Below are 19,566 nucleotides of genomic sequence, written 5' to 3'. Positions count from 1 at the left end.
ATCCGGAGCGGCCGAGAGACCTGGATCGATGACGCCGCAGCAACCCGCCCCGCCGACGGGACCCCGTCGGGCCGGCAACGGTGCTACTGCCAGGACCGATGGAAAGTAGGCACTTGCCCATGTCCTTTAAGACCAGCCACATCCGCACCACCCACGCCGGCTCGTTGCCGCGCACCGACGCGCTGCTGGCCGCCAACGAGGCCAGGGAACGCGACGGAATCACCCCCGAGTTCCTCGAACTGCTCGAAACCTCCGTCACGGGCATCGTGGCCAGGCAGCGCGAGCTGGGCATCGACATCCCCAACGACGGCGAATTCGGGCACACCATGTCCTCTGCCGTCGACTTCGGCGCCTGGTGGAACTACTCCTTCGCCCGCCTCGGCGGGCTGCAGGAAACCACCGTCGACCGCTGGGCCGAGACCACGGTCAACCGTTCGTCCCCCGGCAACGTGGTGCTCACCTCCTTCCCGGACCGCCGCGACCGCCGGGCCTTCGCCGAGGCGTACGCCGATCCGGCCTCCGGCATCCTGGCGCACCGCAAGGCCACCACGCAGCCGAAGGTCGTCGCGCCATTGACCTACACCGGGCACGACCTGGTGGCATCGGACATCAAGAACCTGAAGACCGCCATGGCGGCCACGGGCACCGAGGAGGGCTTCCTCGCGGCGCTCTCCCCCGCCTCCTGCGCGCGGCTGGCCAACGACTTCTACACCAGCGACGAGGAATACCTCTTCGCTGCCGCGGATGCCATGCGCGAGGAGTACAAGGCGATCCTCGATGCCGGGCTCATCTTGCAGATCGACGACCCGTCGCTGGCCGAATCCTGGGACCAGGTCAACCCGGAGCCGAGCCTGGAGGACTACCTGAAGTTCCTGGAGCTGCGCGTGGAGGCCACCAACCACGCGCTGCGCGGGCTGCCGGCCGAGCGGATCCGGCTGCACGTGTGCTGGGGTTCCTGGCACGGCCCGCACACCACCGACATCCCGTTCGCCGACATCCTGGACCCGGTGCTGCGAATCAATGCCAACATGATCTCCTTCGAGGCCGGGAACGTGCGCCACGAGCACGAATGGCGCATCTGGGAGGACCGTGCACTGCCCGAGGGAAAGATCCTGGTCCCCGGCGTCGTCTCGCATGCCACCAACGTGGTCGAGCACCCGGAGCTGGTCGCCGACCGCATCGAGCGCTTTGCGAACCTGGTCGGACGCGAGAACGTGATCGCGTCCACCGACTGCGGGCTGGGCGGGCGCGTGCACCCGCAGATCGCCATGGCCAAGCTCGAAGCCCTGGGCGCCGGCGCGGCGCTGGCCACCAAGCGCCTGTGGAAGGGCGCCGAGATCATCGCCTGATCCCCGCCAACCGATGGGAGCCGCCGCACGCACCGGGGCGCGGCGGCTTTTTGTCCGTGGGCGTGTCTGCCGCGGCCGGTGGCCGACTCGCTGCTGTACACCCCCAACAGCCTGCTGGAGCCGGGGCTGGTCTAGGCCGGGGAGCCGAGCTCCACCAGCAGCACCCCGCCGACGATCAGTACGATCCCGGCCGTCATCAGCAGCGTCAGCGGTTCCTTGAAGATCCATTTGCTCAGCACCGCGGTGATCGCCACCCCCGCTGCAGCCCAGATCCCGTACGCCACCCCGATGCCCATCCCGGAGCGCAGTGCGAGGGAGAGCATGGTGAAGGCCAGCAGGTAGCCGGCGGCCACCGGGACGTACCAGGCCCTGGAGCCGGTGAGCGTTGCCCGCAGCGACATCGTCGCGCCGACCTCGGCGATGATCGCGGTTCCCAGGAAAAGCCACATCATGATGTACGTTCCCGCGTCTTCAGGGCCCGTTGGCGCAGGGCGTGCTGGGACCCGAATTCCACCAGGACGACGCCGGCAATGATGATTCCCAGGCCAAGGACCATCAGCGGGGTGAGCGCCTCGGCGAAAAGCAGCATCGCAAGGACGGCGGTCAACGCCACCCCGAGGGCGCCCCAGATGCCGTAGGCGACCCCGAGTCCCAGGCCCGCGCGCATGGCCAGCGCCAGGCAGGTGAAGGCACCGGCGTAGCCCAGCACCACGACCGCGTACCACCACGGCTCCCCCAGCGCGGCCTTCAGGGCGAGGGTGGCGGCGACCTCGGTGGCGATGGCCAGCGAGAGCAGGAACCACTTGTTCACTTGAGTTCGCGCACGCAGAAGAACGCGACGACCAGGATGAAGCCCAGGCACAGGTAGCCCAGGCCGGCGAAGCCCAGCGTGGCCAGCAGCACCCCGGACCCGGCGGCGCCCAGCGCCCCCGCCGCACCCATGAGGGTGTCGGAGACGCCCTGGACCAGCACGCGGCGGGGACGGTCCACCCGCTCGGCCAGGAACGCGGAGCCGGAGACCGTCGACATCGACCAGCCCAGGCCCAGCAGCACCAGCGCAACCGTGACCGCGGCCCGGGAATCGGCGCCGAGTCCGGCGACCAGCACGGCGGCCACCAGCACCGTCATGCCTGCCAGCATCATCCGCGGCTGGCCGATCCTGTCCGCCCACGCCCCGATGAACGGGGAGAGCGCATACATCCCGGCGATGTGCAGGGAGATGACGAAGCCGATGACGATCAGGATGTCGGCGCTGCCCCCGTGCATTTCGTGCCCGGGGGTGGCGGCCAGGTCCTTGAGGTGCACCGGGGTCATCGACATGACCCCGACCATCACCAGGTGGGCGACCACGATGGTGGCAATGCCCAGGGTCGCGCCCGGAGAGGCGCGCACCGCCGACAGCCCGGTGGCCAGGGACCCGCGGCGCCGGCCCGTCGCGACGGGGTGCGGGGGCACGCCGTCTTCCCTTTCCCAGGCCCGGGCGAGATCGATGGGGTCCGGGCGCAACCCGATGTTCAGCACCAGGATGGCCAGCAGCATGCCGGCCAGGGAGAAGAGGAACGGCCCGCTCATCGGCGGCAGGCCGAATTGCCCGCCCAGCGCCGACCCCGGTCCGATGAGGTTCGGGCCGGCGACCGCGCCGATGGTGATGGCCCAGACCACCAGTCCCAGGTCGCGCCCGCGGGTGGCGTCGGCGGCCAGGTCGGTGGCGGCGAAGCGGGCCTGCAGGTTCGCCGCCGATCCCACGCCCAGCAGCGCGGCCCCGAGCAGCAGCACGGGGAAGGAACCAAGCACCGGGGCCAACATCATCCCGACGGCGCCAAGCGCGGCCAGGAAGTAGCCCAGGGACAGCGCCCTGCGGCGCCCGCGCTTCACGGCCAGCGCTGCCAGCGGCAGCGCGCTGAGGGCGCCGGCCACGGAGATCGCGGTGGTTGCCGCCCCGGCGAAGGCGTTGGACCCGGTCAATTCCACGGCCATGAGCGATCCGATGGCCAGCCCGGCGCCGTTGCCCACGCCACTGAGCAGCTGGGACACCGAGAGCGTGGCCACGGTGCGGCGTTGGGCGCGCACCCGCTCGGGCGCGGGATGGATGGAGGTCGGGGCCGGGGTTGTGTTCACCCGCCCAGCCTAGCAACGCCGCTGCCTTTAACGGGGCTCGGGGCCCGTTCTTCCGAAACAGCGGAAGACGGACCCCGAGCGGGTGCGGCGTGGGAGCTGCGAGGTTACTCGCTGTCCTTGTTGGCCGACTGTTCGGCCTTGTGCTCGGCGGCGGCGCGGCGTCCGGCCGGGGAGAGCAGCGAGGCGACGGTCGCGATGACGATGGTGCCCAGGATGACCACCAGCGAGACGGTGATGGAGAAGTCCGGGACCCAGAGGATCGGCTGGCCGCCATTGATGAACGGCAGTTCGTTCACGTGCATCGCGTGGAAGACCAGCTTGACGCCGATGAAGGCCAGGATGATCGACAGTGCGTGCTTGAGGTAGACCAGGCGGTCCATCAGGCCGCCGAGCAGGAAGTACAGCTGGCGCAGGCCCATCAGCGCGAACAGGTTCGCGGTGAAGACGATGAACGGGGACTGGGTCAAACCGAAGATCGCCGGGATCGAGTCGACGGCGAAGAGCAGGTCGGTCATGCCGATGGTGATGAAGACCATGACCATCGGGGTGAACATCTTCTTGCCGTCGATGGTGGTGCGCAGCTTGTTGCCGTCAAAGTCCTTGGAGATCGGCAGGTTCTTGGTCAGCTTGTAGACGATGCCGCTGTTGGCGCCGTCGGACTCGTCCTCGCCGTTGTCGGTGGCCTGCTTCCAGGCGGTCCACAGCAGGAAGGCACCGAAGATGTAGAAGACCCACGAGTAGTTTTCGATGACTGCGGCACCGAGGATGATGAAGATGCCGCGCAGGATCAGGGCAATGATGATGCCGAACATCAACACTTCCTGCTGGTATTTCCGCGGCACCGAGAAGCGGGCCATGATGATGATGAACACGAACAGGTTGTCGATGCTCAGCGAGTATTCGGTGACCCAACCGGCAATGAATTGCTGGCCGATGTCCGGGCCCGCCTGCCACCAGACGACGGCACCGAAGATCAGGGCGAGGGTGACGTAGAAACCGACCCAGAGGCCGGATTCCTTCATCGAGGGTTCGTGTGGTTTCTTGACCACGTAAAGCAGGTCAAGAAGAAGAATGATGCACAATGCCGAGAGCGAGATAATCTCAAACTGCAGCGACAAGCCGTGGTTTCCCAATGTGGGGCCTTTCAAAACGGGGTACGTGGAATTACCGCAAGTCTCTCCGCCGTCCGCTCAGATCGGGACGACCGCTGTGCCCGGCGAGGCATCGATGCCTCGCGTGTTGACGACCACAGCACAAGTGGGATACTCCCCTACGCTTGGAACAGTCTAGCGCATCGATGTTTCAGGCTCGTGAATGACCTGCGGTTTCACCGGTCCCCGTCGAAGGCCAGCAGGTCCCCCGGTTGGCAGCCAAGTTCCCGGCAGATCACCGAAAGCGTGCTGAAGCGCACGGCCCTCGCCCGGCCGTTCTTGAGCACCGAAAGGTTCGCCACGGTGACATCGACGCGCCGGGCCAGCTCGGCCAGGCTCATGCCGCGGGCCTCGAGCACCTCATCCAGCCGGATCCGGATGCCGTGCGGTTCGTCGTCCCGAGCGGGGGCACTCATATGACCCGTTCCAGGTCCGCGTGCATCGCCGCGCCGCGGCGGAACAGCTCGGCGAAGACGTAGATGCCGGCGCCCGCCAGCAGCGGGAGAACGTTGATTTCGAAGCGGTTGTCCACGAACGGGGCAATGGCTGCGTCGTTCAAGACGAGCCATTGGCCCCAGGCGACCAGCAGGGAGCTGGCGGTTCCGCCGGCGCCGACGAGCCAGGCGATCGACCGCAGCCGATTTGCGTTGGCCGAGGTGAAGGGGCCCTCGTCGCGGCGAAGGGTGCGCACCATCCGCACCAGAAGAAGCAGGATTCCAAGGGCCAGGAGCACCGCCAGCAGCTGGCCGCCCAGCAGGCCGACACGCTGCGTGAAGTCCGGGGCGAACACGCTGACCCGGGCCTCGAAGGGGCCGGAGAATTCGCCGCGCCCGGTGGGCACGGGTTCGGCTCCGTACGCATACAGCTCGGGTGTCGTGTGCACTTCGACGCCGTTCACCAGCGGCGCGCGGACGCTTGGCACCTCGCCCAGGAAGTAGGGCCCGAAGAGGCGCTCGCTCACGCCCCACGCCCAGCCCGGAAGCATGCCCCCGAAACCTGCGGAACCCAGGAGCGTGCGCAGCAACCCAAGAACGGCGGTGCACGCGACCCCGATGTACAGGAGGATTTCCAGCGCCAGCGCGCCCGGTCTTGCCCCGCGGTGCTTCATGACGACCCCTATCGATAAACGGTACTATCGATAAACAATACGGTCCAGCCGCTGGCGGGGCAAGGGGGCAGGCACGCAAACCCGGTTACGCGTGGCCGGCGTTCTTCATCTGCCGAAGTTCCTTCTTCAGCTCCGAGACCTCGTCGCGCAGCCGGGCGGCAACCTCGAAGTGCAGCTCGGCGGCCGCGGCGTGCATCTGCTCGGTCATCTGCTCGATCATCTCCACCAGGTTCTCCGCCGGGGCGGCGGCCAAACCGTCGGCCCGCACCGTCTCGTGGGCCTTCCTGGTGCCGGCGCTCGAACGCTTGGCGTTCTTGGCCAGGCGCTGGTTGTTCAGCAGCTCCTGGGTGTCGGCGTCCTCGCGGGCCAGCGAATCGGTGATGTCGGCGATCTTCTTGCGCAGCGGCTGCGGGTCCACCCCGTGGTCCTTGTTGTACTTCTGCTGCACCTCGCGGCGGCGGTTGGTCTCCTCGATGGCCTGGGCCATGGCGTCGGTGATCTTGTCCGCGTACATGTGCACCTGGCCGTCGACGTTTCGGGCGGCGCGGCCGATGGTCTGGATCAGCGAGGTCGCCGAGCGCAGGAAGCCCTGCTTGTCGGCATCCAGGATCGCCACGAGCGAGACCTCGGGCAGGTCCAGGCCCTCGCGGAGCAGGTTGATGCCCACCAGCACGTCGAACAGGCCCATGCGCAGCTCGCGCAGCAGCTCGACGCGGCGCAGCGTGTCCACGTCGGAGTGCAGGTACTGGACCCGCACCCCGTGCTCGGTGAAGTAGTCGGTGAGGTCCTCGGCCATTCGCTTGGTCAGCGTGGTGACCAGGATGCGCTCGTTGCGTTCGACGCGGGCACGGATCTCGTCGAGCAGGTCGTCGATCTGCCCCTTGGTCGGCTTGACGATGATCTCCGGGTCGATCAGCCCGGTGGGGCGGATGATCTGCTGGACCACGCCGTCGGCCTTGCCGAGCTCGTACTTGCCCGGGGTCGCCGAGAGGTAGACGGTCTGCCCGATGCGCTCGAGGAACTCGTCCCACTTCAGCGGTCGGTTATCCATCGCCGAAGGCAGGCGGAAGCCGTGCTCCACCAGGGTGCGCTTGCGCGACATGTCGCCCTCGTACATCGCGCCGATCTGCGGGACGGTGACATGGGATTCGTCGATGACCAGCAGGAAGTCGTCCGGGAAGTAGTCGATGAGGCAGTGCGGGGCGGTGCCGGCGGCACGGTCGTCGATGTGCCTGGAATAGTTCTCGATGCCGTTGCAGAACCCCATCTGCTCCATCATCTCCAGGTCGTAGGTGGTGCGCATGCGCAGCCGCTGGGCCTCCACCAGCTTGTTCTGCGATTCCAGGGTGGACAGGCGCTGCTGCAGCTCGTCCTCAATGTCCTTCACGGCCCGGCTCATCCGGTCGGCACCGGCGACGTAGTGGCTGGCGGGGAAGACATACATCTCGTTTTCCTCGCGGATCACCTCGCCGGTGACCGGGTGCAGCGTGTGGATCGACTCGACCTCGTCGCCGAAGAACTCGATGCGCAGCGCCTGCTCCTCGTACATCGGGATGATCTCCACGGTGTCCCCGCGCACCCGGAAGGTGCCGCGGTGGAAGTCCATGTCGTTGCGCGCGTATTGCATGGAGACGAACTTGCGCAACAGGTCGTCGCGGTTCAGTTCCATGCCCTTTTTCAGGGTGACCATGCCCGCGACGTATTCCTCGGGGGTGCCCAGGCCGTAGATGCAGGAGACCGTGGCGACCACGATGACATCGCGGCGGGTCAACAGCGCGTTGGTGGCCGAGTGGCGCAGCCGTTCGACCTCCTCGTTGATGGAGGAGTCCTTCTCGATGAAGGTGTCGGTCTGCGGGACGTATGCCTCGGGCTGGTAGTAGTCGTAGTACGACACGAAGTACTCGACCGCGTTGTTGGGCAAAAGCTCGCGGAACTCGTTGGCCAGCTGCGCGGCCAGCGTCTTGTTCTGCACCATCACCAGGGTGGGGCGCTGCACCTGTTCGATGAGCCAGGCCGTGGTGGCGGACTTGCCGGTTCCGGTGGCGCCGAGCAGCACCACGTCCTTTTCGCCGGCGTTGATCCGTTCGGTGAGCTCCTTGATGGCCGTGGGCTGGTCGCCGGCGGGCGTGAACTCGCTGATGACCTCGAAGGGGGCAACGACGCGGTTGATTTGCTGCGCAAGACTCATGTTCCTAGGCTACGCCCTGGCACCGATGGTTTGGATGCCCGCTCGCCCGAGGCTGAAAGCCGTCCCGGTGGCTCCGGGAAACCTCCTATGCGGTGTTGGATCCGGCGCTCAGGCCGTGTGCCGCCCGCTCGCCGCCGTGTGCGGCAAGATACACCCGCACCGCACCGACCCAGACGAGTGCCGAACCCACCAGATGCAGCACCACCATCGCCTCGGGAAGATGGGTGAAGGCCTGGACCACGCCGATCAGGCCCTGGGCCAGGAACACCGCGATGAACATCCCGGCCTTGGCCGCCACGGCCGTTTCGCCCGGGCGTTGCGCGGTCCGCCGCAGCGCCACGGCCAGGCCGATCGCAACCAGCGCCGCGACACCGTGGATCACCGTGACCGCCAGCCAGGAAAAAGGCATGCGTGGCACGTCGGCGGAATCACCGGCGTGGGGCCCGGTCCCGGTCACCACGGTGCCGACGACGATGAGGACGGCCGTCGCGGCCAGCAGGGCGTTGCCGAGGTTGATCGACCTGCGCGACGCGGCGGGGACAGGGGGAAGGTCTAGCTCCCGGGCCTTGTGCCAGGTGACTGCGGCCGCCGTCAGGAGCAGGGTCGCGGCCAAGAAGTGCCCCGCGACCACAAAGGGGTTCAGCTTGACCCACACCGTGATGCCGCCGATGACGGCGTTGAGGACGACCAACCAGAACTGCATCCACGCCCAACGGGTCACTGCCGGTGCCGGGTCCCGTTGCAGGCGCGCCGCGATGATGACCCACCCGACAACGGCGCACAGCGCCCCGGTGAGCAGCCGGTTGCCGAATTCCACGATCCCGTGCCAGCCCATTTCCGCGGTGGGGCCAAGCGAGCCGTCGATGCAGGTCGGCCAGTCGGGGCAGCCGAGCCCGGAGCCGGTCACCCGAACAACACCGCCGCCGACGATGATCAGGATGGCTGCAACCACGGAGGCCAGGGAGGCCGAGCGCAGCGCCGGCCGACCCAGGCAGACCCGTGCGGCGAGCCATCCAAACGGGGTCCTCGCGGGAGCACCGCCCCGGATGGAGCGGTCCCGGCCCGTCGTGCGGCTCGAAGGTTGCGGGGTGTCTGGCGGCATGAAAGTCATCGGTCCTTCGGTTTCGCGTGTTCTCCCGGAAGCACGCGGGGCCAGGTGTCCGCCCGTTCTTCCGTGCTTTCCAAGATAGTCCACCGTGCGGCAACCCGGACACCGTGGATCCGGTCCGGGGCCTTCTCCTTTAGGTGCCGGGCGCGGCCGCTGCGGCGACGGTGCGCAGCTTCCCGATGCGATCGAGGGCAGTCTGCGCCGCGTGGGGCGCGAAGCCGAAGTACGCCTCGGCGCCGTCCAGGATGCCGTCGACCAGCTCGGAAGCGTCAACGATGTGGCGGACCTTCCCGGCGGTGAATTTGGTGAGGTTTCCGCTGCGCTCCAGCAGGATCTGCGCCTCGATGGACGGGTAGGCCACCTCGGCCCTGCCGTCGGCGAGGAAACCTTCCACGGCATCCAGCAGCGCATTCCAGATTCCGGGCAGGTCGTCGACCAGGTCCACCGGAATGAGCTGCAGCGAGTGGTAGCGCAGCTGGACCGCTCCCAGGGTGCCCTCCAGCGTTGCGGCGAGCCCGGGATCCCGCTGGATGCTCACCAGGTGGGCCTTGGTGCCGTCGGCAGGTTCGTGCCGGAGGAAGGATTCGGCAACCAGCGCGGTGTTCACTTGCGGGCCTGCCTCTGCAGGATGTTGCCCAGCGCGCCGCGCATCAGCCGGATCACGCCGAGCACCGTGGCCGCGGCGGCGGACAGCAGGCCGGCGAGCGCGAGCCAGGCCGGGACCAGCACCTGCGCGTCGTAGCCGGAGGAACGGGCGATGTACTGGTCGCGCCCGCCGAAGCCGAGCCAGAGGACCACGGCGACGGCGAGGGTCGCGGCGGCCAGCACCCACAGGATGCGGATGATGCGCATCTCGGTGCGGGCCTTGGCCTCCTCGGTCTCCAAGCGTGCGGCGAACTCGGCCTTCGCCCCCTCGTCCTCAGTGGGCATGGTTGGTGAATGGGGCAATGTGGGTCTCCCAGATCTCGTTGACGCGTTGGTGCAGCTGTTCCAGCGTGCCCGAATTGTTGATCACGGCATCGGCGACCGCGGCACGCTGCTCGTCGGTGGCCTGCGCGGCGATCCGCGCCAGGGCGTCGGCCTCGGCCATCCCCCGGTCCTCGACCATGCGGCGCAGGCGTTCGGCCAGCGGTGCGGCCACCACCAGGACCTTGTCGAAGTCCTTTACCTGGCCGGTTTCCACCAGCAGCGGGATGTCCTGGACGATGACGGCCCCCGCGGGTGCGGCAGCGCGCAGGCGGGCGGCCTCGGCGCGCACCAGCGGGTGGACGATGGAGTTCAGTTTTTCGCGGGCCGCCGCGTCGGCGAAGACCAGCGCGCCGAGCGCGGGGCGGTCCAAGGTGCCGTCGGCGGCCAGGATACCGGGGCCGAAGGCGGCAACGACCGCTTCGAGCCCCGGGGTCCCGGGTGCCACGACGGCCCGGGCAATCGCGTCGGCATCGATGAGCACCGCGCCGCGGTCCACCAGCATCCTGGCGACGGCGGACTTCCCGGCGGCGATTCCGCCTGTCAGGCCAACATTGAGCATGCACCTAGCCTACGACAGGTGCGGGCCAAAGCCGGGGACGCGTGTCATCGCACCGCCGCCCCGCACGCTCATGCAAAGCGGCTGTTCGGGGCAAACCATCACCATCCGCGTCATGGCGGGGGCACGAATGGGTTTCCGGGGCAGCTTGACATGCTGCAAGGCGGGGTCCTCGGCCACAAGGTCCCGTAGGTGCCAGTACCGCCCTGGGTGGTACGTTCAGCTGGCGGTTCCTTCCGCCGGGAGGGTTGCAAGGTCTTTGACAGCCGTACGCGCGGCACCCCTGAAAAACTTCCCGTCATGGGTGAGGATTGAGCCATGACAAAGCGCATCGGCGGCCTTACCGTCGTGGTTTACCGGCAGGCCGGGTTCGATCGAGCGTTCCGCCCCGTATCCCCATGAAGCAGATGAGGCTTCGGTACGCCGGAGTGTGTCGTGTGTGCGGCGCCCCTCTTCCGGTCGGGACAGAAGCGATCTATGAGAGCGAGACAAAGACCGTCCGCTGCGTGGAGTGTGCCACCAGAGCCACGAAAACCATGTCCCCAGGCATGGCACCGCCTCGGGATGCTTCGTTGTCCACCGAGTCCGGGGTAGCCGGGTCATCCGCCCGGCGTGAATATGAGCGCCGCAAGGCGAAGGACGAGGACAGGCTCCGCGAAAAGTGGGGGCGCTTCGGCGGCCTCGCCGTCGCCCTGTCCGAAGAGCGGCAGCACACCAAGTCTTGGGATCGAGGCGCGATCGGCGAGGAACGACTCGGCGCCCGGCTGGATGGCCTGGCCGCCGATGGCCTCGCGGTCCTCCACGACCGGCGCATCCCGGGTTCGAAGGCCAACATCGACCACATCGTCATCACTCGCGCAGGAATCTGGGTGATCGACGCCAAGCGATACAAGGGACGACCTGAGCTGAAGATCGAGGGCGGCATCCTTCGCCCACGCGTCGAGAAGCTTTTCGTGGCCCGGCGCGATTGCACGAAACTGGTCGATGGGGTGCTCAAGCAGATCGACGTCGTGCGCGACTTCGCCGGGGATGTTCCGGTCACGGGGGCACTGTGCTTCGTCGAAGCCGACTGGCCCCTGGTTGGCGGCGCGTTCTCAACTCGTGGCGTTCACGTGCTCTGGCCGAAGCGGTTGGCCAAAGTACTTATGGAACAGTCAACAGGGGACGTCGATGTGGCGCGGATGCGTGAGGCGATAGCCTCGCGGTTCAAGTCCGCGTGATGTCAGGTGTCGATGTTCGAAGCTGGTCGAAAGCAGGCTAAGAGTTTGTGACCAACTACCTTCGTTCTGGGCTTACCACGGCTTGCTTGCGATGTCGCTGGAACAAAGGAATCCTTGGCCTTCCGGTGCGGGACTCGGCCCCGGCAACTCACCGCGGCACTGCGCGTCCCGGGACGCCTGCTGCGCGAACGGTGCTACATCCCGGGGACCCCGAACAGAATCCCTGCGGCGCATCCTGCGTGGGCGACAACACCGGGTGGGCGTCGGCGGGCAGCCGAGCGGAGCCGGCAGGACAGGCGAAGGCGCCGACCGGGGCCAATTGCTCCCTGGTCGGCGCCTTCACGCCCGGCTGCGCGCGCAGTCCCTCGTTGGATTTCCCGGGCTTCCGCGTCAGCGTCGGCCCACGGGAAACCGGGCCAGAGGCCGGCCTGCTCAGCCGGCGGGCACGATGTTTTGGTTGTGGTGGAAGAGGTTGCCCGGATCGTAGTGCGCCTTGATGCGGGCCAGCCGCTCGTAGTTGCCCAGGTAGGAGGCGCGGATCCGGTCGGTTCCCTCCTCCATCATGAAGTTCACGTACGCCCCGCCGGCCGTGGTCGGATGCAGCTCGTCGTAGTAGGCCTTGGTCCACTCGGTGATGAGTTCCGCGTTGGCCGGGTCCGGGTCGACTCCCACGATGACCCCGGCCCAGCCGCCGGACCGGTAGGCGAAGGCCGTGGCATCGGCCGGGACGCGCGCGGCGGCCCCGTCGATCGGGTACAGGTGCATGGTGGAGTACCCCGTGGGCAGCGCCGCCCCGTACTTGGCGTGGACCTGGATCGCGGCGTCGGAGATCTCCGTGACGAAGTCCGCGCGCCAGTACCATTGCATCCCGGCCGGGAACAGCGGGTCGAAGGCCGACTGCAGCGCGGAAAAGGGCATGGCCTGCAGGCCCACCAGCAACGGGGAGCCGAACCCGCGCACCGGTGCCAGCACCGCGTCGGCCACCTCGTGCGCCCCGGTGTAGCACCAGATGATGGCGCAGGCCTTCCGTCCCCAGAGTTCCTCGGGGAAGGGAGGGGCCGGAGGGATGGTCAGTAGGCCGATCCAGCCGGAGAGTTCCTCGGGCAGGGCGGGCAGCAGTTCGCGGTACCAGCGCATCACCGCCGGGGCGTCGGCCAGGTCGTAGAACACCGGGCCACCGATGACGGTGCCGTGCTCGCCGATCTCGTGCATGCGGAAGGTGAAGGAAGTGACGACGCCGAAGTTGCCCCCGCCGCCGCGCAGCGCCCAGAACAAATCCGGGTGCCGGTGCTCGTCGGCCGTGACCAGGGTGCCGTCGGCCAGCACCACGTCGGCGGCCAGCAGGTTGTCCACTGTCAGGCCGAAGCGCCGGGTCAGGTAGCCGATGCCGCCGCCCAGGGCCAACCCGCCCACGCCCGTGGAGGCGATGAAGCCGCTGGGGACGGCCTGGCCGAAGGCCACGGTGGCGTGGTCGACATCCGCCCACAGCGCCCCGCCGTCGACCCGCACGGTGTGCGCCGCCGGGTCCACCGTCGTGGAGCGCATCGCGCCCAGGTCGATGACCAGCGCGTCGTCGGCCACGGCCAGCCCGGAGGCCTGGTGCCCGCCGCCGCGCACCGCGAGCCCGAGGGAGTTTTCACGGGCGAAGTCCACGGCCGCGACGATGTCCGCGGTGTCGGCGACCCGGGCGATGGCGGCCGGGCGGCGGTCGACCATGCCGTTGTAGACGGCGCGTGCCTCGTCGTAGGCGGCGTCCTGGGGCAGGGTCAGGGTTCCGCGCAGGGAGGTGCGCAGCGGGGCAAAGAGCTCCGCGGCGGTTTCGGTGGTTTGGCTCGGGGCTTCCATGGTTGGCTCCTGTTGGGGTAGGGGGTGGGTGGCGCGATACACGCTAGGCGCGGCCCTGTTCGCCGGGCGTTCGCCTACGCGGCTCCGGGCCCCAGCCGGGCCAGCAAGGCGTTGCTGCCCTGCGCGCGGGCCACCTCGCGCGCTTCATCGAGCAGGGCGGCGGCGGAGTCCCCCGCATCGAGCAGCGCACGCATGCGCAGCACCTCGGGCAGCCACCAGCGGTCCCGGTGCAGGGCGGCGGTGGCCCGGGCCGCATCGAGCACCGCGCACGCATCGGACCGCCGCCCGCCCTCGGCGAGGGTCACGGCCAGCAGCCACAGCCAGTAGGGCATCCGCGCCAGCGCATCTTGGGCGTGCAACGCCCCGATCCCGGCGCGGATCCTTGCGGCGCCCGGCTCCCCGCCGGCCAGCCAGCCGGCCAGGATTTCGCCCCACGGCCCGTAGTAGGCGATGTCGTAGCGGTGGCACAGCGCGATCAGCTCCGCCACATTCTCGGCCACCGCGGCCCGGTCCCCGCGCCATTGCCCGAGCACCGCCGCATAGGCCAGGGCCACGGCACGGGTGTAGATGTGCCCGCCGGACTGCGCCCCGGCGAGCGCCTGCGCGCACAGCCGCCCGGCGGCGTCGTCGTCCCCGGCCAGCCAGTGCGCGTGTGCCCCCCAGGCGCGGGCATGGATGTGCAGCCGCGTGCCCAGGATGTAGGAGTAGCCCGGCGGAGAGTCGTCGGTGCAGTGCGCAAAGTGCTCGATGGCCTCGGCGATCCGCCCCGAGCCCTGCGCCGCTCCGGCCACGGCGAAGTGCGCCTGCCCCAGCAGGGCCGGGTCGTCCCCGGCCAGGTCCAGGGCCCGGCGGGCGATGGCGTAGGAATCCTCGATGCGTCCCTGGACGTAGCGTCCGGCAAAGAGCCCGACGAGGCTGGCCGAGTGCACCGAAGGCCGGCCCAGCCGTTCGGCCAGCGCACCGACGCGCTCGAGGTTCCCCAGCAACGCCGCCGAGGAGTAGCCCAGCAGCGCGGTCTGCGGCGGGGACATGGCCCGGCGCACCGACAGCTCGGCCTCGTCGCGCTCCGTTCCGGCGGGCAGCCGGCCGATGATCCCCAGTGCCTGGTCGTAGCTTTTCAGCGCGGCGGAGTTCGCGAACACCCGCACGGCGTCGGCGCCGGCCCGCAGGTGGAAAGGCAGGGCCCGCTCCGGGTTGGATCCCAGTTCGTAGTGCTCGGCGAGCGTGGCGGCGACGGCATCGAGCCTTCCCGCGTTCAGCAGTTCCAGGGACTTCGCCAGCCTGCGGTGCAGCAGCCAGCGGCCGGCCGGGGTGGTGTTCTCCCGCACTGCGGTGCGCAGCAGGTGGTGGCCGAAGTCGTAGCCGGCGCCGGTGGGCAGCAGGATGCCTTCGCGCCAGAGCTCGTCCAGGGCAGCGGCCAGGCGGACGGTGTCCAGGTTCCCGGCCTCGGCCAGCAGCTCCAGGCTGATGCCCCGCCCGAAGGCGGCGGCAAGCTCGGCCACCGACCGGGCCGCCGGGCCCAGGCGGGAGAGCCGCCGACCCAGCAGCGTGCCGAATCCGTCGCCCGGCGCCGCGCGTGCCGCCTCGAGGATGTACAGCGGGAAGCCGGAGGTGGCGGCGGCCAGCAGCCGGGCCTCGTCGGTGCCCAGCGGGCGGCCGCGGATCCGGCCTGCCAGCTCGGCGCCCGCCGCCTGGTCCAGGGGTGCGACACGCAGCCGGTGCAGCAGCCCCGCGCTGCGGGCGCCTTCCAGCAGGGCGCCGACGGCCGGTGGCTGGGTGTCGGCGCCCTCCCGCAGGGTGGCCACCAGCAGCAGCTGCCGGGCCGCGGGGTAATCGAGCAGGAAGGCGATCCAGGCCGCGGTGTCGGGGTCGCACCACTGCAGGTCATCGAGCACCAGCAGGGTGGGCCGGCCGGGGGCCGCGACGGCGCCGGCCAGGGATTCGAAGAACCGGTAACGCTGCCAGGCATCGACCATGGCGCGGCCCGGGCCCGGTGGCACGTCGGTCCCCGCGGACGGGGTGGGATCGGGCAGCTCGGGCAGCAGCCGGGCCGCCTCGTGACGGATCGATTCCGGAAGCGCGGCAAGCAGCGGGGCGATGTCGCGGCCGCGCAGCCATCCGGCGACCGGGGCCAGCGGGATGCGCCCGGAGGCGTCGACGCAGCGCGCGAAGGCAACTGCAGCCCCGCCGGTGCGCGCCAGTTGGCCCAGTGCCTTGGCCAGGTGCGTCTTGCCGACCCCCGGCGGGCCGGAGAGCACCAGCAGGGCCGGCCGTCCGGCCCGGGCCTGCTCCCAGCAGCTTTCCAGCACCTCCTGCTCGCGGTCCCGTCCCACCGTCAGGTTGCCGGCCGCCGCCGGCCGGGCGGCGGGTCCCGGTGCCCCGGGGTGCGGGGCGGGCAGCCCCAGCAACCGGCGGGTCTCGGCCGCCGGTGCCACGCCGAGTTCGTTCTCGAGCACGTCGGCACAGCGGTGGTAGGCGTGCAGCGCGGCGGGCCGGTCCCCGAGGGCCAGGTGGGCGCGGATCAGGCCCCGGTAGCCGAGCTCCTCCAGCGGTGCGATGGTGACGCGCCGTCCGGCCACCTGAAGGGCCCGCTGCCCCCGGCCCAGCGCGGTGAGGGCCGCGGCGGCCTCGTCGCACAGGGCGGTGCATTCACGCAGCAGCTTCTCCCGCGCCTCGGGCACCCAGTCGGAATAGTTCCCCGGCATCAGGTCCCCCCGGTACTCCCGCAGCGCCGCCTGGGCGTGGGCCACAAACCGGGCAGGGTCCCTGCCCGCCGCCTGCAGCGCCGCGGCCCGCTCGGCGGAGAAGACCTGCACATCCACGCGCAACCCCGCACACTCCAGCGCGCCGATGGCACCGTCGGACATCCCCAGCGCATCGACGCCGTCCAGCAGCCGGCGCAGGTTGTGCAGTTCGCGGCGCAGGTTGGTCATCGCCTGCGGTTGCGGGGTCTCGGGCCAGAAGGTGCCGGCCAGCACGGACCGCGGCACCCGGATCCCCGGATGCACCACGAGGTAGGCCAGCAGCTCGACGGCGCGCGAACCCCCGGCCGCCAGGTCCGTGTCCCGGCTGGTCAGTCGTTGTTCCCCAAGCAAGTTCAGTTGCAGCACCGCTTGCGCCCCGTTTCGGCCATTGGCCCACGTACAAGATTCTCCCACCGGGCCCCGGCAGCGACAATGCCCCGGCGGGCATCCACGGGCGCTAAACACTAGACTGGATCGGTAATGGACAACGATTCTGTGGCGACGGCCTATACGACGGTGGACGGGGACTTCGTCCACGAGCTGGAGATCAAGCGCTCGCGCTTCATCACCTACCTGCGCCGGGTCGAATCCGAGGCCGCCGCCCGCGCCCTGGTGGCCGAGCTGCGCAAGAAGCACTTCGACGCCCGGCACCACTGCAGCGCGTTCATCCTGGGACCCGACCGCACCGCGATGCGCAGCAACGACGACGGGGAGCCCTCGGGCACCGCCGGCATCCCGATGCTCGACGCGCTGGCCAAGCGGGAAACCGACGCCGGGAAGACCGATTTGTCGGACATTTCCGCGGTGGTGGTGCGCTACTTCGGCGGCATCCTGCTGGGCGCCGGCGGGCTGGTGCGCGCGTACTCCGAATCGGTGTCCAGCGCCCTGGATGCGGCCCCGCTGCTGCGCCGCGAACGCCTGCGGATCCTGGGCCTCGAGGCCGACTACGCCGCCGCCGGCCGGCTGGAAAACGACCTGCGTTCCGCCGGGGTGCAGGTGCTGGGCACCGACTACGGGCCGAGCGCCGCCACGCTGCGGGTCGCGCTGAACGACGAAGCGACGCTGCTGGCCGCGTTCGACGACCGGCTGGCCACGCTGACCGCCGGCGCCTCGCGCGCACAAGACCTTGGAACCGAATGGGTGGATGTCCGTTGAACCTGGATTTTGGGCTGTTGCGCCGCTGGCCCGACGTGGAGGCCGCGAACCTGCACGCGGTCGATGCCGCCGACCGGCTGCTGCTGGATCTGGCCTCCGAGGCCGGATGGCCCGCGGAGCCGGGCCGGGTGGTGGTCCTGGGCGACCACTACGGCGCCCTGGTCCTCGGGGCCCTGGATGCCGGGGTGCGCGGCATCCGCGTGCACCAGGACGCGCTCTCCGGGGCCCGTGCCATCGATGCAAACGCCGCGGCCCTGCTGCCGGGGCTTGCCGGCGACTACCGGCAGCTGCCCCTGGGCGCCGCGCTGCTGGAGGGCGCCTCGCTGGTGCTGGTCGCGCTGCCGCGGTCGCTGGACGCGCTGGAGGAGATGCTCGCCGCGCTTGCCGAACACGCCCGCCCCGAGGTCACCGTCATGGCGGCCGGGCGCATCAAGCACATGAACCTCTCGATGAACGAGCTGCTCGGCCGGTACTTCGCCACCGTCTCCGCCTCGCTGGGACGGCAGAAGTCCCGGGTGCTCACCGCCACCGGCCTGCTTCCCGCCGCGCAGCGCCCCGAGGCACGCTTCCCGTTGCGGCAATCATTCGCCGTGGGACTTGAGGCACCGCTGGAACTGCGCGCCTACGCGCAGACCTTCGGAGGCGCCAAGCTGGATCCAGGCACCCGCTTCCTGCTCGAGCACCTCGAGATTCCGCCGGGAACCGGGCGCGCGGTGGACCTGGGCTGCGGCAACGGCACCATCGCAACGTACCTCGCGGTGCAGCACCGGCGGCTTTCGGTCCACGCCTGCGACCAGTCGGCCTCCGCCGTCGCTTCCACGGAAGCCACCGCCGCGGCCAACGGGGTCGCGGACCGCGTCACCGCGGTGCAGGACGACGCGCTCGGGACCCTGCCCGATGCCACCGAGCAGCTGGTGGTGCTCAACCCGCCCTTCCACATGGGCAACACCGTGCATGCGGGGATCGCGCTGAAGCTGATGGCCGATGCCGGCCGGGTGCTGGCACCGGGCGGGGAACTGTGGTGCGTCTGGAATTCGCACCTGGGCTACCGCGGCCAGCTCGAAAAGCTCGTGGGCCCCACCCGCCAGGTGGCGCGGAACCCGAAGTTCACCGTGACGGTGTCGACGAAGGCGTAGGCCCCGGTTCGCCTCAAAGCCCCTCGAACAGGTCGGCGAGCACGGGCTGCCCGGCGGCACGCGGCGGCCACGCCATGACAGCGGGCTCGCGGGACACCATCCGTTCCCAGCGGCGCACGCTGGCGCCCGGTTCGATCAGCACCTCGCGCTGGCTGCGGTGCTCCAGCAGCCCGGCGACGATCCGCGAGCACACCGCGGAGGTGTCGACCTCGATGTAGATGGCCTCGTCCGGGACCGGTCGCAGGTGGTATTCGCGCCCGGGGTCCCAGGCCTCGGCGCCGGCGCGCCGCCGGGCGGTGTTCCAGCGTTCGAAGACCGAGGCGCGGATCGCCCCGTGGACCAGGCGGCGCAACCCGGGTCCCGGCACGCACCTGGCGCGGTGGAACGCCTCGTCGGCGGCACGCCCGATGGCGATGTGGTCGCGGTGCCCGGTGATCCCGTCCGGACCGAAGGTCGCCACGACCTGCGGCCGCTCGGCTTCCAGGATCGACTGCAGCCGGGCCACCAGCTCCTCGAAGTCGGCCTCCGCGACGTGCCCGTCGGCGTACCCCAGCCATTCGTGCCGCACCGGGACGGTGCCGTGGGCCTTCCAGGCGTTGGAGCTTTCCACCCGGCGCCAGGCGCCCAGGGTCTCCGGGGTCGCCGGCACGCCGCGGGAGATCTGCCCGGCGGCGCCGTCCGTGGCCAGCACCAGGACAAACCTGAACCCGGGGTCGTGCTCGTGCAGGGCGATGGAACCGGCGCAACCGTAGGCATCGTCGTCCGGGTGGGCGACGATGACCGCGATGGAATGCGCCTCGTTCATGGCGCATATCTTAGTCTTGGCCACGGCTTCCGCCTATGCATGCACCGGCCCCAAGGACAAGGAAAATCCCCGGCCTGGCGCGGGGTCTTCCCGACCCCGGGGCCGACGGGCTTC

Annotated in this window: 18 protein-coding genes; 4 read left to right on the top strand and 14 right to left on the bottom strand. The window is 69.8% G+C overall.

The genetic code is table 11. The features are described from left to right. The first annotated feature begins 119 nt into the window (after positions 1-119). Positions 120-1,349, top strand: coding sequence for a cobalamin-independent methionine synthase II family protein (locus FPY90_RS01880; RefSeq protein WP_498683505.1), 1,230 nt, complete (start codon positions 120-122; stop codon positions 1,347-1,349). Positions 1,350-1,480: 131 nt separating this feature from the next. Here the strand turns inward: FPY90_RS01880 and FPY90_RS01875 are convergent, their stop codons facing one another. From FPY90_RS01875 to coaE, 11 genes are all read right to left on the bottom strand, one after another. Next, positions 1,481-1,801 carry a DMT family transporter gene (locus FPY90_RS01875; protein WP_071213278.1) on the bottom strand — a complete coding sequence of 107 codons (321 nt, stop codon included), beginning with the start codon at positions 1,799-1,801 and terminating at the stop codon, positions 1,481-1,483. Continuing rightward, positions 1,798-2,160: a DMT family transporter gene (locus FPY90_RS01870; RefSeq protein ID WP_498683502.1), complete on the bottom strand. Its 363-nt coding sequence runs from the start codon at positions 2,158-2,160 to the stop codon at positions 1,798-1,800. Before FPY90_RS01870 ends, FPY90_RS01875 begins: the two co-directional genes overlap by 4 nt. Continuing rightward, the gene (locus FPY90_RS01865) at positions 2,157-3,467 is read right to left on the bottom strand and encodes an MFS transporter (RefSeq protein ID WP_071213280.1); all 1,311 of its coding nucleotides are present in this window, start codon (positions 3,465-3,467) and stop codon (positions 2,157-2,159) included. Before FPY90_RS01865 ends, FPY90_RS01870 begins: the two co-directional genes overlap by 4 nt. Positions 3,468-3,571: 104 nt before the next feature. After that, positions 3,572-4,585: a TerC family protein gene (locus FPY90_RS01860; protein ID WP_498683500.1), complete on the bottom strand. Its 1,014-nt coding sequence runs from the start codon at positions 4,583-4,585 to the stop codon at positions 3,572-3,574. 209 nt (positions 4,586-4,794) lie between these two features. After that, positions 4,795-5,034, bottom strand: a complete 240-nt coding sequence (locus FPY90_RS01855; protein ID WP_498683498.1) for a helix-turn-helix domain-containing protein — start codon at positions 5,032-5,034, stop codon at positions 4,795-4,797. After that, entirely contained in the window at positions 5,031-5,726 is a 696-nt protein-coding gene (locus tag FPY90_RS01850) for a DUF2975 domain-containing protein (RefSeq protein WP_498683497.1), read from the bottom strand. The genes FPY90_RS01855 and FPY90_RS01850 overlap by 4 nt, the downstream gene beginning before the upstream one ends. 85 nt (positions 5,727-5,811) lie before the next feature. Continuing rightward, positions 5,812-7,914: an excinuclease ABC subunit UvrB gene (uvrB, locus tag FPY90_RS01845; RefSeq protein WP_071213283.1), complete on the bottom strand. Its 2,103-nt coding sequence runs from the start codon at positions 7,912-7,914 to the stop codon at positions 5,812-5,814. Between the two features lie 85 nt (positions 7,915-7,999). Then, the gene (locus tag FPY90_RS01840) at positions 8,000-9,016 is read right to left on the bottom strand and encodes a COX15/CtaA family protein (protein WP_498683495.1); all 1,017 of its coding nucleotides are present in this window, start codon (positions 9,014-9,016) and stop codon (positions 8,000-8,002) included. A gap of 139 nt (positions 9,017-9,155) precedes the next feature. Continuing rightward, the gene (locus FPY90_RS01835) at positions 9,156-9,629 is read right to left on the bottom strand and encodes a hypothetical protein (protein WP_498683493.1); all 474 of its coding nucleotides are present in this window, start codon (positions 9,627-9,629) and stop codon (positions 9,156-9,158) included. Further along, entirely contained in the window at positions 9,626-9,952 is a 327-nt protein-coding gene (locus tag FPY90_RS01830; RefSeq protein WP_498683492.1) for a hypothetical protein, read from the bottom strand. The genes FPY90_RS01835 and FPY90_RS01830 overlap by 4 nt, the downstream gene beginning before the upstream one ends. After that, positions 9,942-10,550, bottom strand: coding sequence for a dephospho-CoA kinase (gene coaE / locus FPY90_RS01825; RefSeq protein ID WP_498683490.1), 609 nt, complete (start codon positions 10,548-10,550; stop codon positions 9,942-9,944). Before coaE ends, FPY90_RS01830 begins: the two co-directional genes overlap by 11 nt. A gap of 569 nt (positions 10,551-11,119) precedes the next feature. Here coaE and FPY90_RS01820 point away from each other — a divergent pair. After that, positions 11,120-11,767 (top strand): nuclease-related domain-containing protein, encoded by a 648-nt coding sequence (locus FPY90_RS01820; protein WP_498683488.1) that lies wholly within the window; start codon positions 11,120-11,122, stop codon positions 11,765-11,767. Between the two features lie 432 nt (positions 11,768-12,199). On the opposite strand, the gene FPY90_RS01815 is transcribed toward FPY90_RS01820, so the two are convergent. Together FPY90_RS01815 and FPY90_RS01810 are read right to left on the bottom strand one after the other, a co-directional pair. Next, the gene (locus FPY90_RS01815; RefSeq protein WP_498683487.1) at positions 12,200-13,612 is read right to left on the bottom strand and encodes an FAD-binding oxidoreductase; all 1,413 of its coding nucleotides are present in this window, start codon (positions 13,610-13,612) and stop codon (positions 12,200-12,202) included. A 74-nt stretch (positions 13,613-13,686) separates the two neighbouring features. Continuing rightward, on the bottom strand, positions 13,687-16,722 hold the full coding sequence (locus FPY90_RS01810; RefSeq protein WP_498683486.1) for an ATP-binding protein: 3,036 nt from the start codon (positions 16,720-16,722) through the stop codon (positions 13,687-13,689). Positions 16,723-16,836: 114 nt separating this feature from the next. Here FPY90_RS01810 and FPY90_RS01805 point away from each other — a divergent pair, with 114 nt between their 5' ends. Then, positions 16,837-17,511: a YigZ family protein gene (locus FPY90_RS01805; RefSeq protein ID WP_071213294.1), complete on the top strand. Its 675-nt coding sequence runs from the start codon at positions 16,837-16,839 to the stop codon at positions 17,509-17,511. Further along, positions 17,493-18,647 carry a class I SAM-dependent methyltransferase gene (locus FPY90_RS01800; protein WP_498683485.1) on the top strand — a complete coding sequence of 385 codons (1,155 nt, stop codon included), beginning with the start codon at positions 17,493-17,495 and terminating at the stop codon, positions 18,645-18,647. The genes FPY90_RS01805 and FPY90_RS01800 overlap by 19 nt, the downstream gene beginning before the upstream one ends. A 13-nt stretch (positions 18,648-18,660) precedes the next feature. On the opposite strand, the gene FPY90_RS01795 is transcribed toward FPY90_RS01800, so the two are convergent. Continuing rightward, on the bottom strand, positions 18,661-19,452 hold the full coding sequence (locus FPY90_RS01795) for a PIG-L deacetylase family protein (RefSeq protein ID WP_498683483.1): 792 nt from the start codon (positions 19,450-19,452) through the stop codon (positions 18,661-18,663). Between the last annotated feature and the right edge of the window lie 114 nt (positions 19,453-19,566).

This window comes from Arthrobacter sp. C2 (genome assembly GCA_024207135.1).
Taxonomy (GTDB): Bacteria; Actinomycetota; Actinomycetes; order Actinomycetales; family Micrococcaceae; genus Paeniglutamicibacter.
Note: the sequence above shows the minus strand (reverse complement) of the source record. Positions and strands in the feature narration are given on the sequence as shown.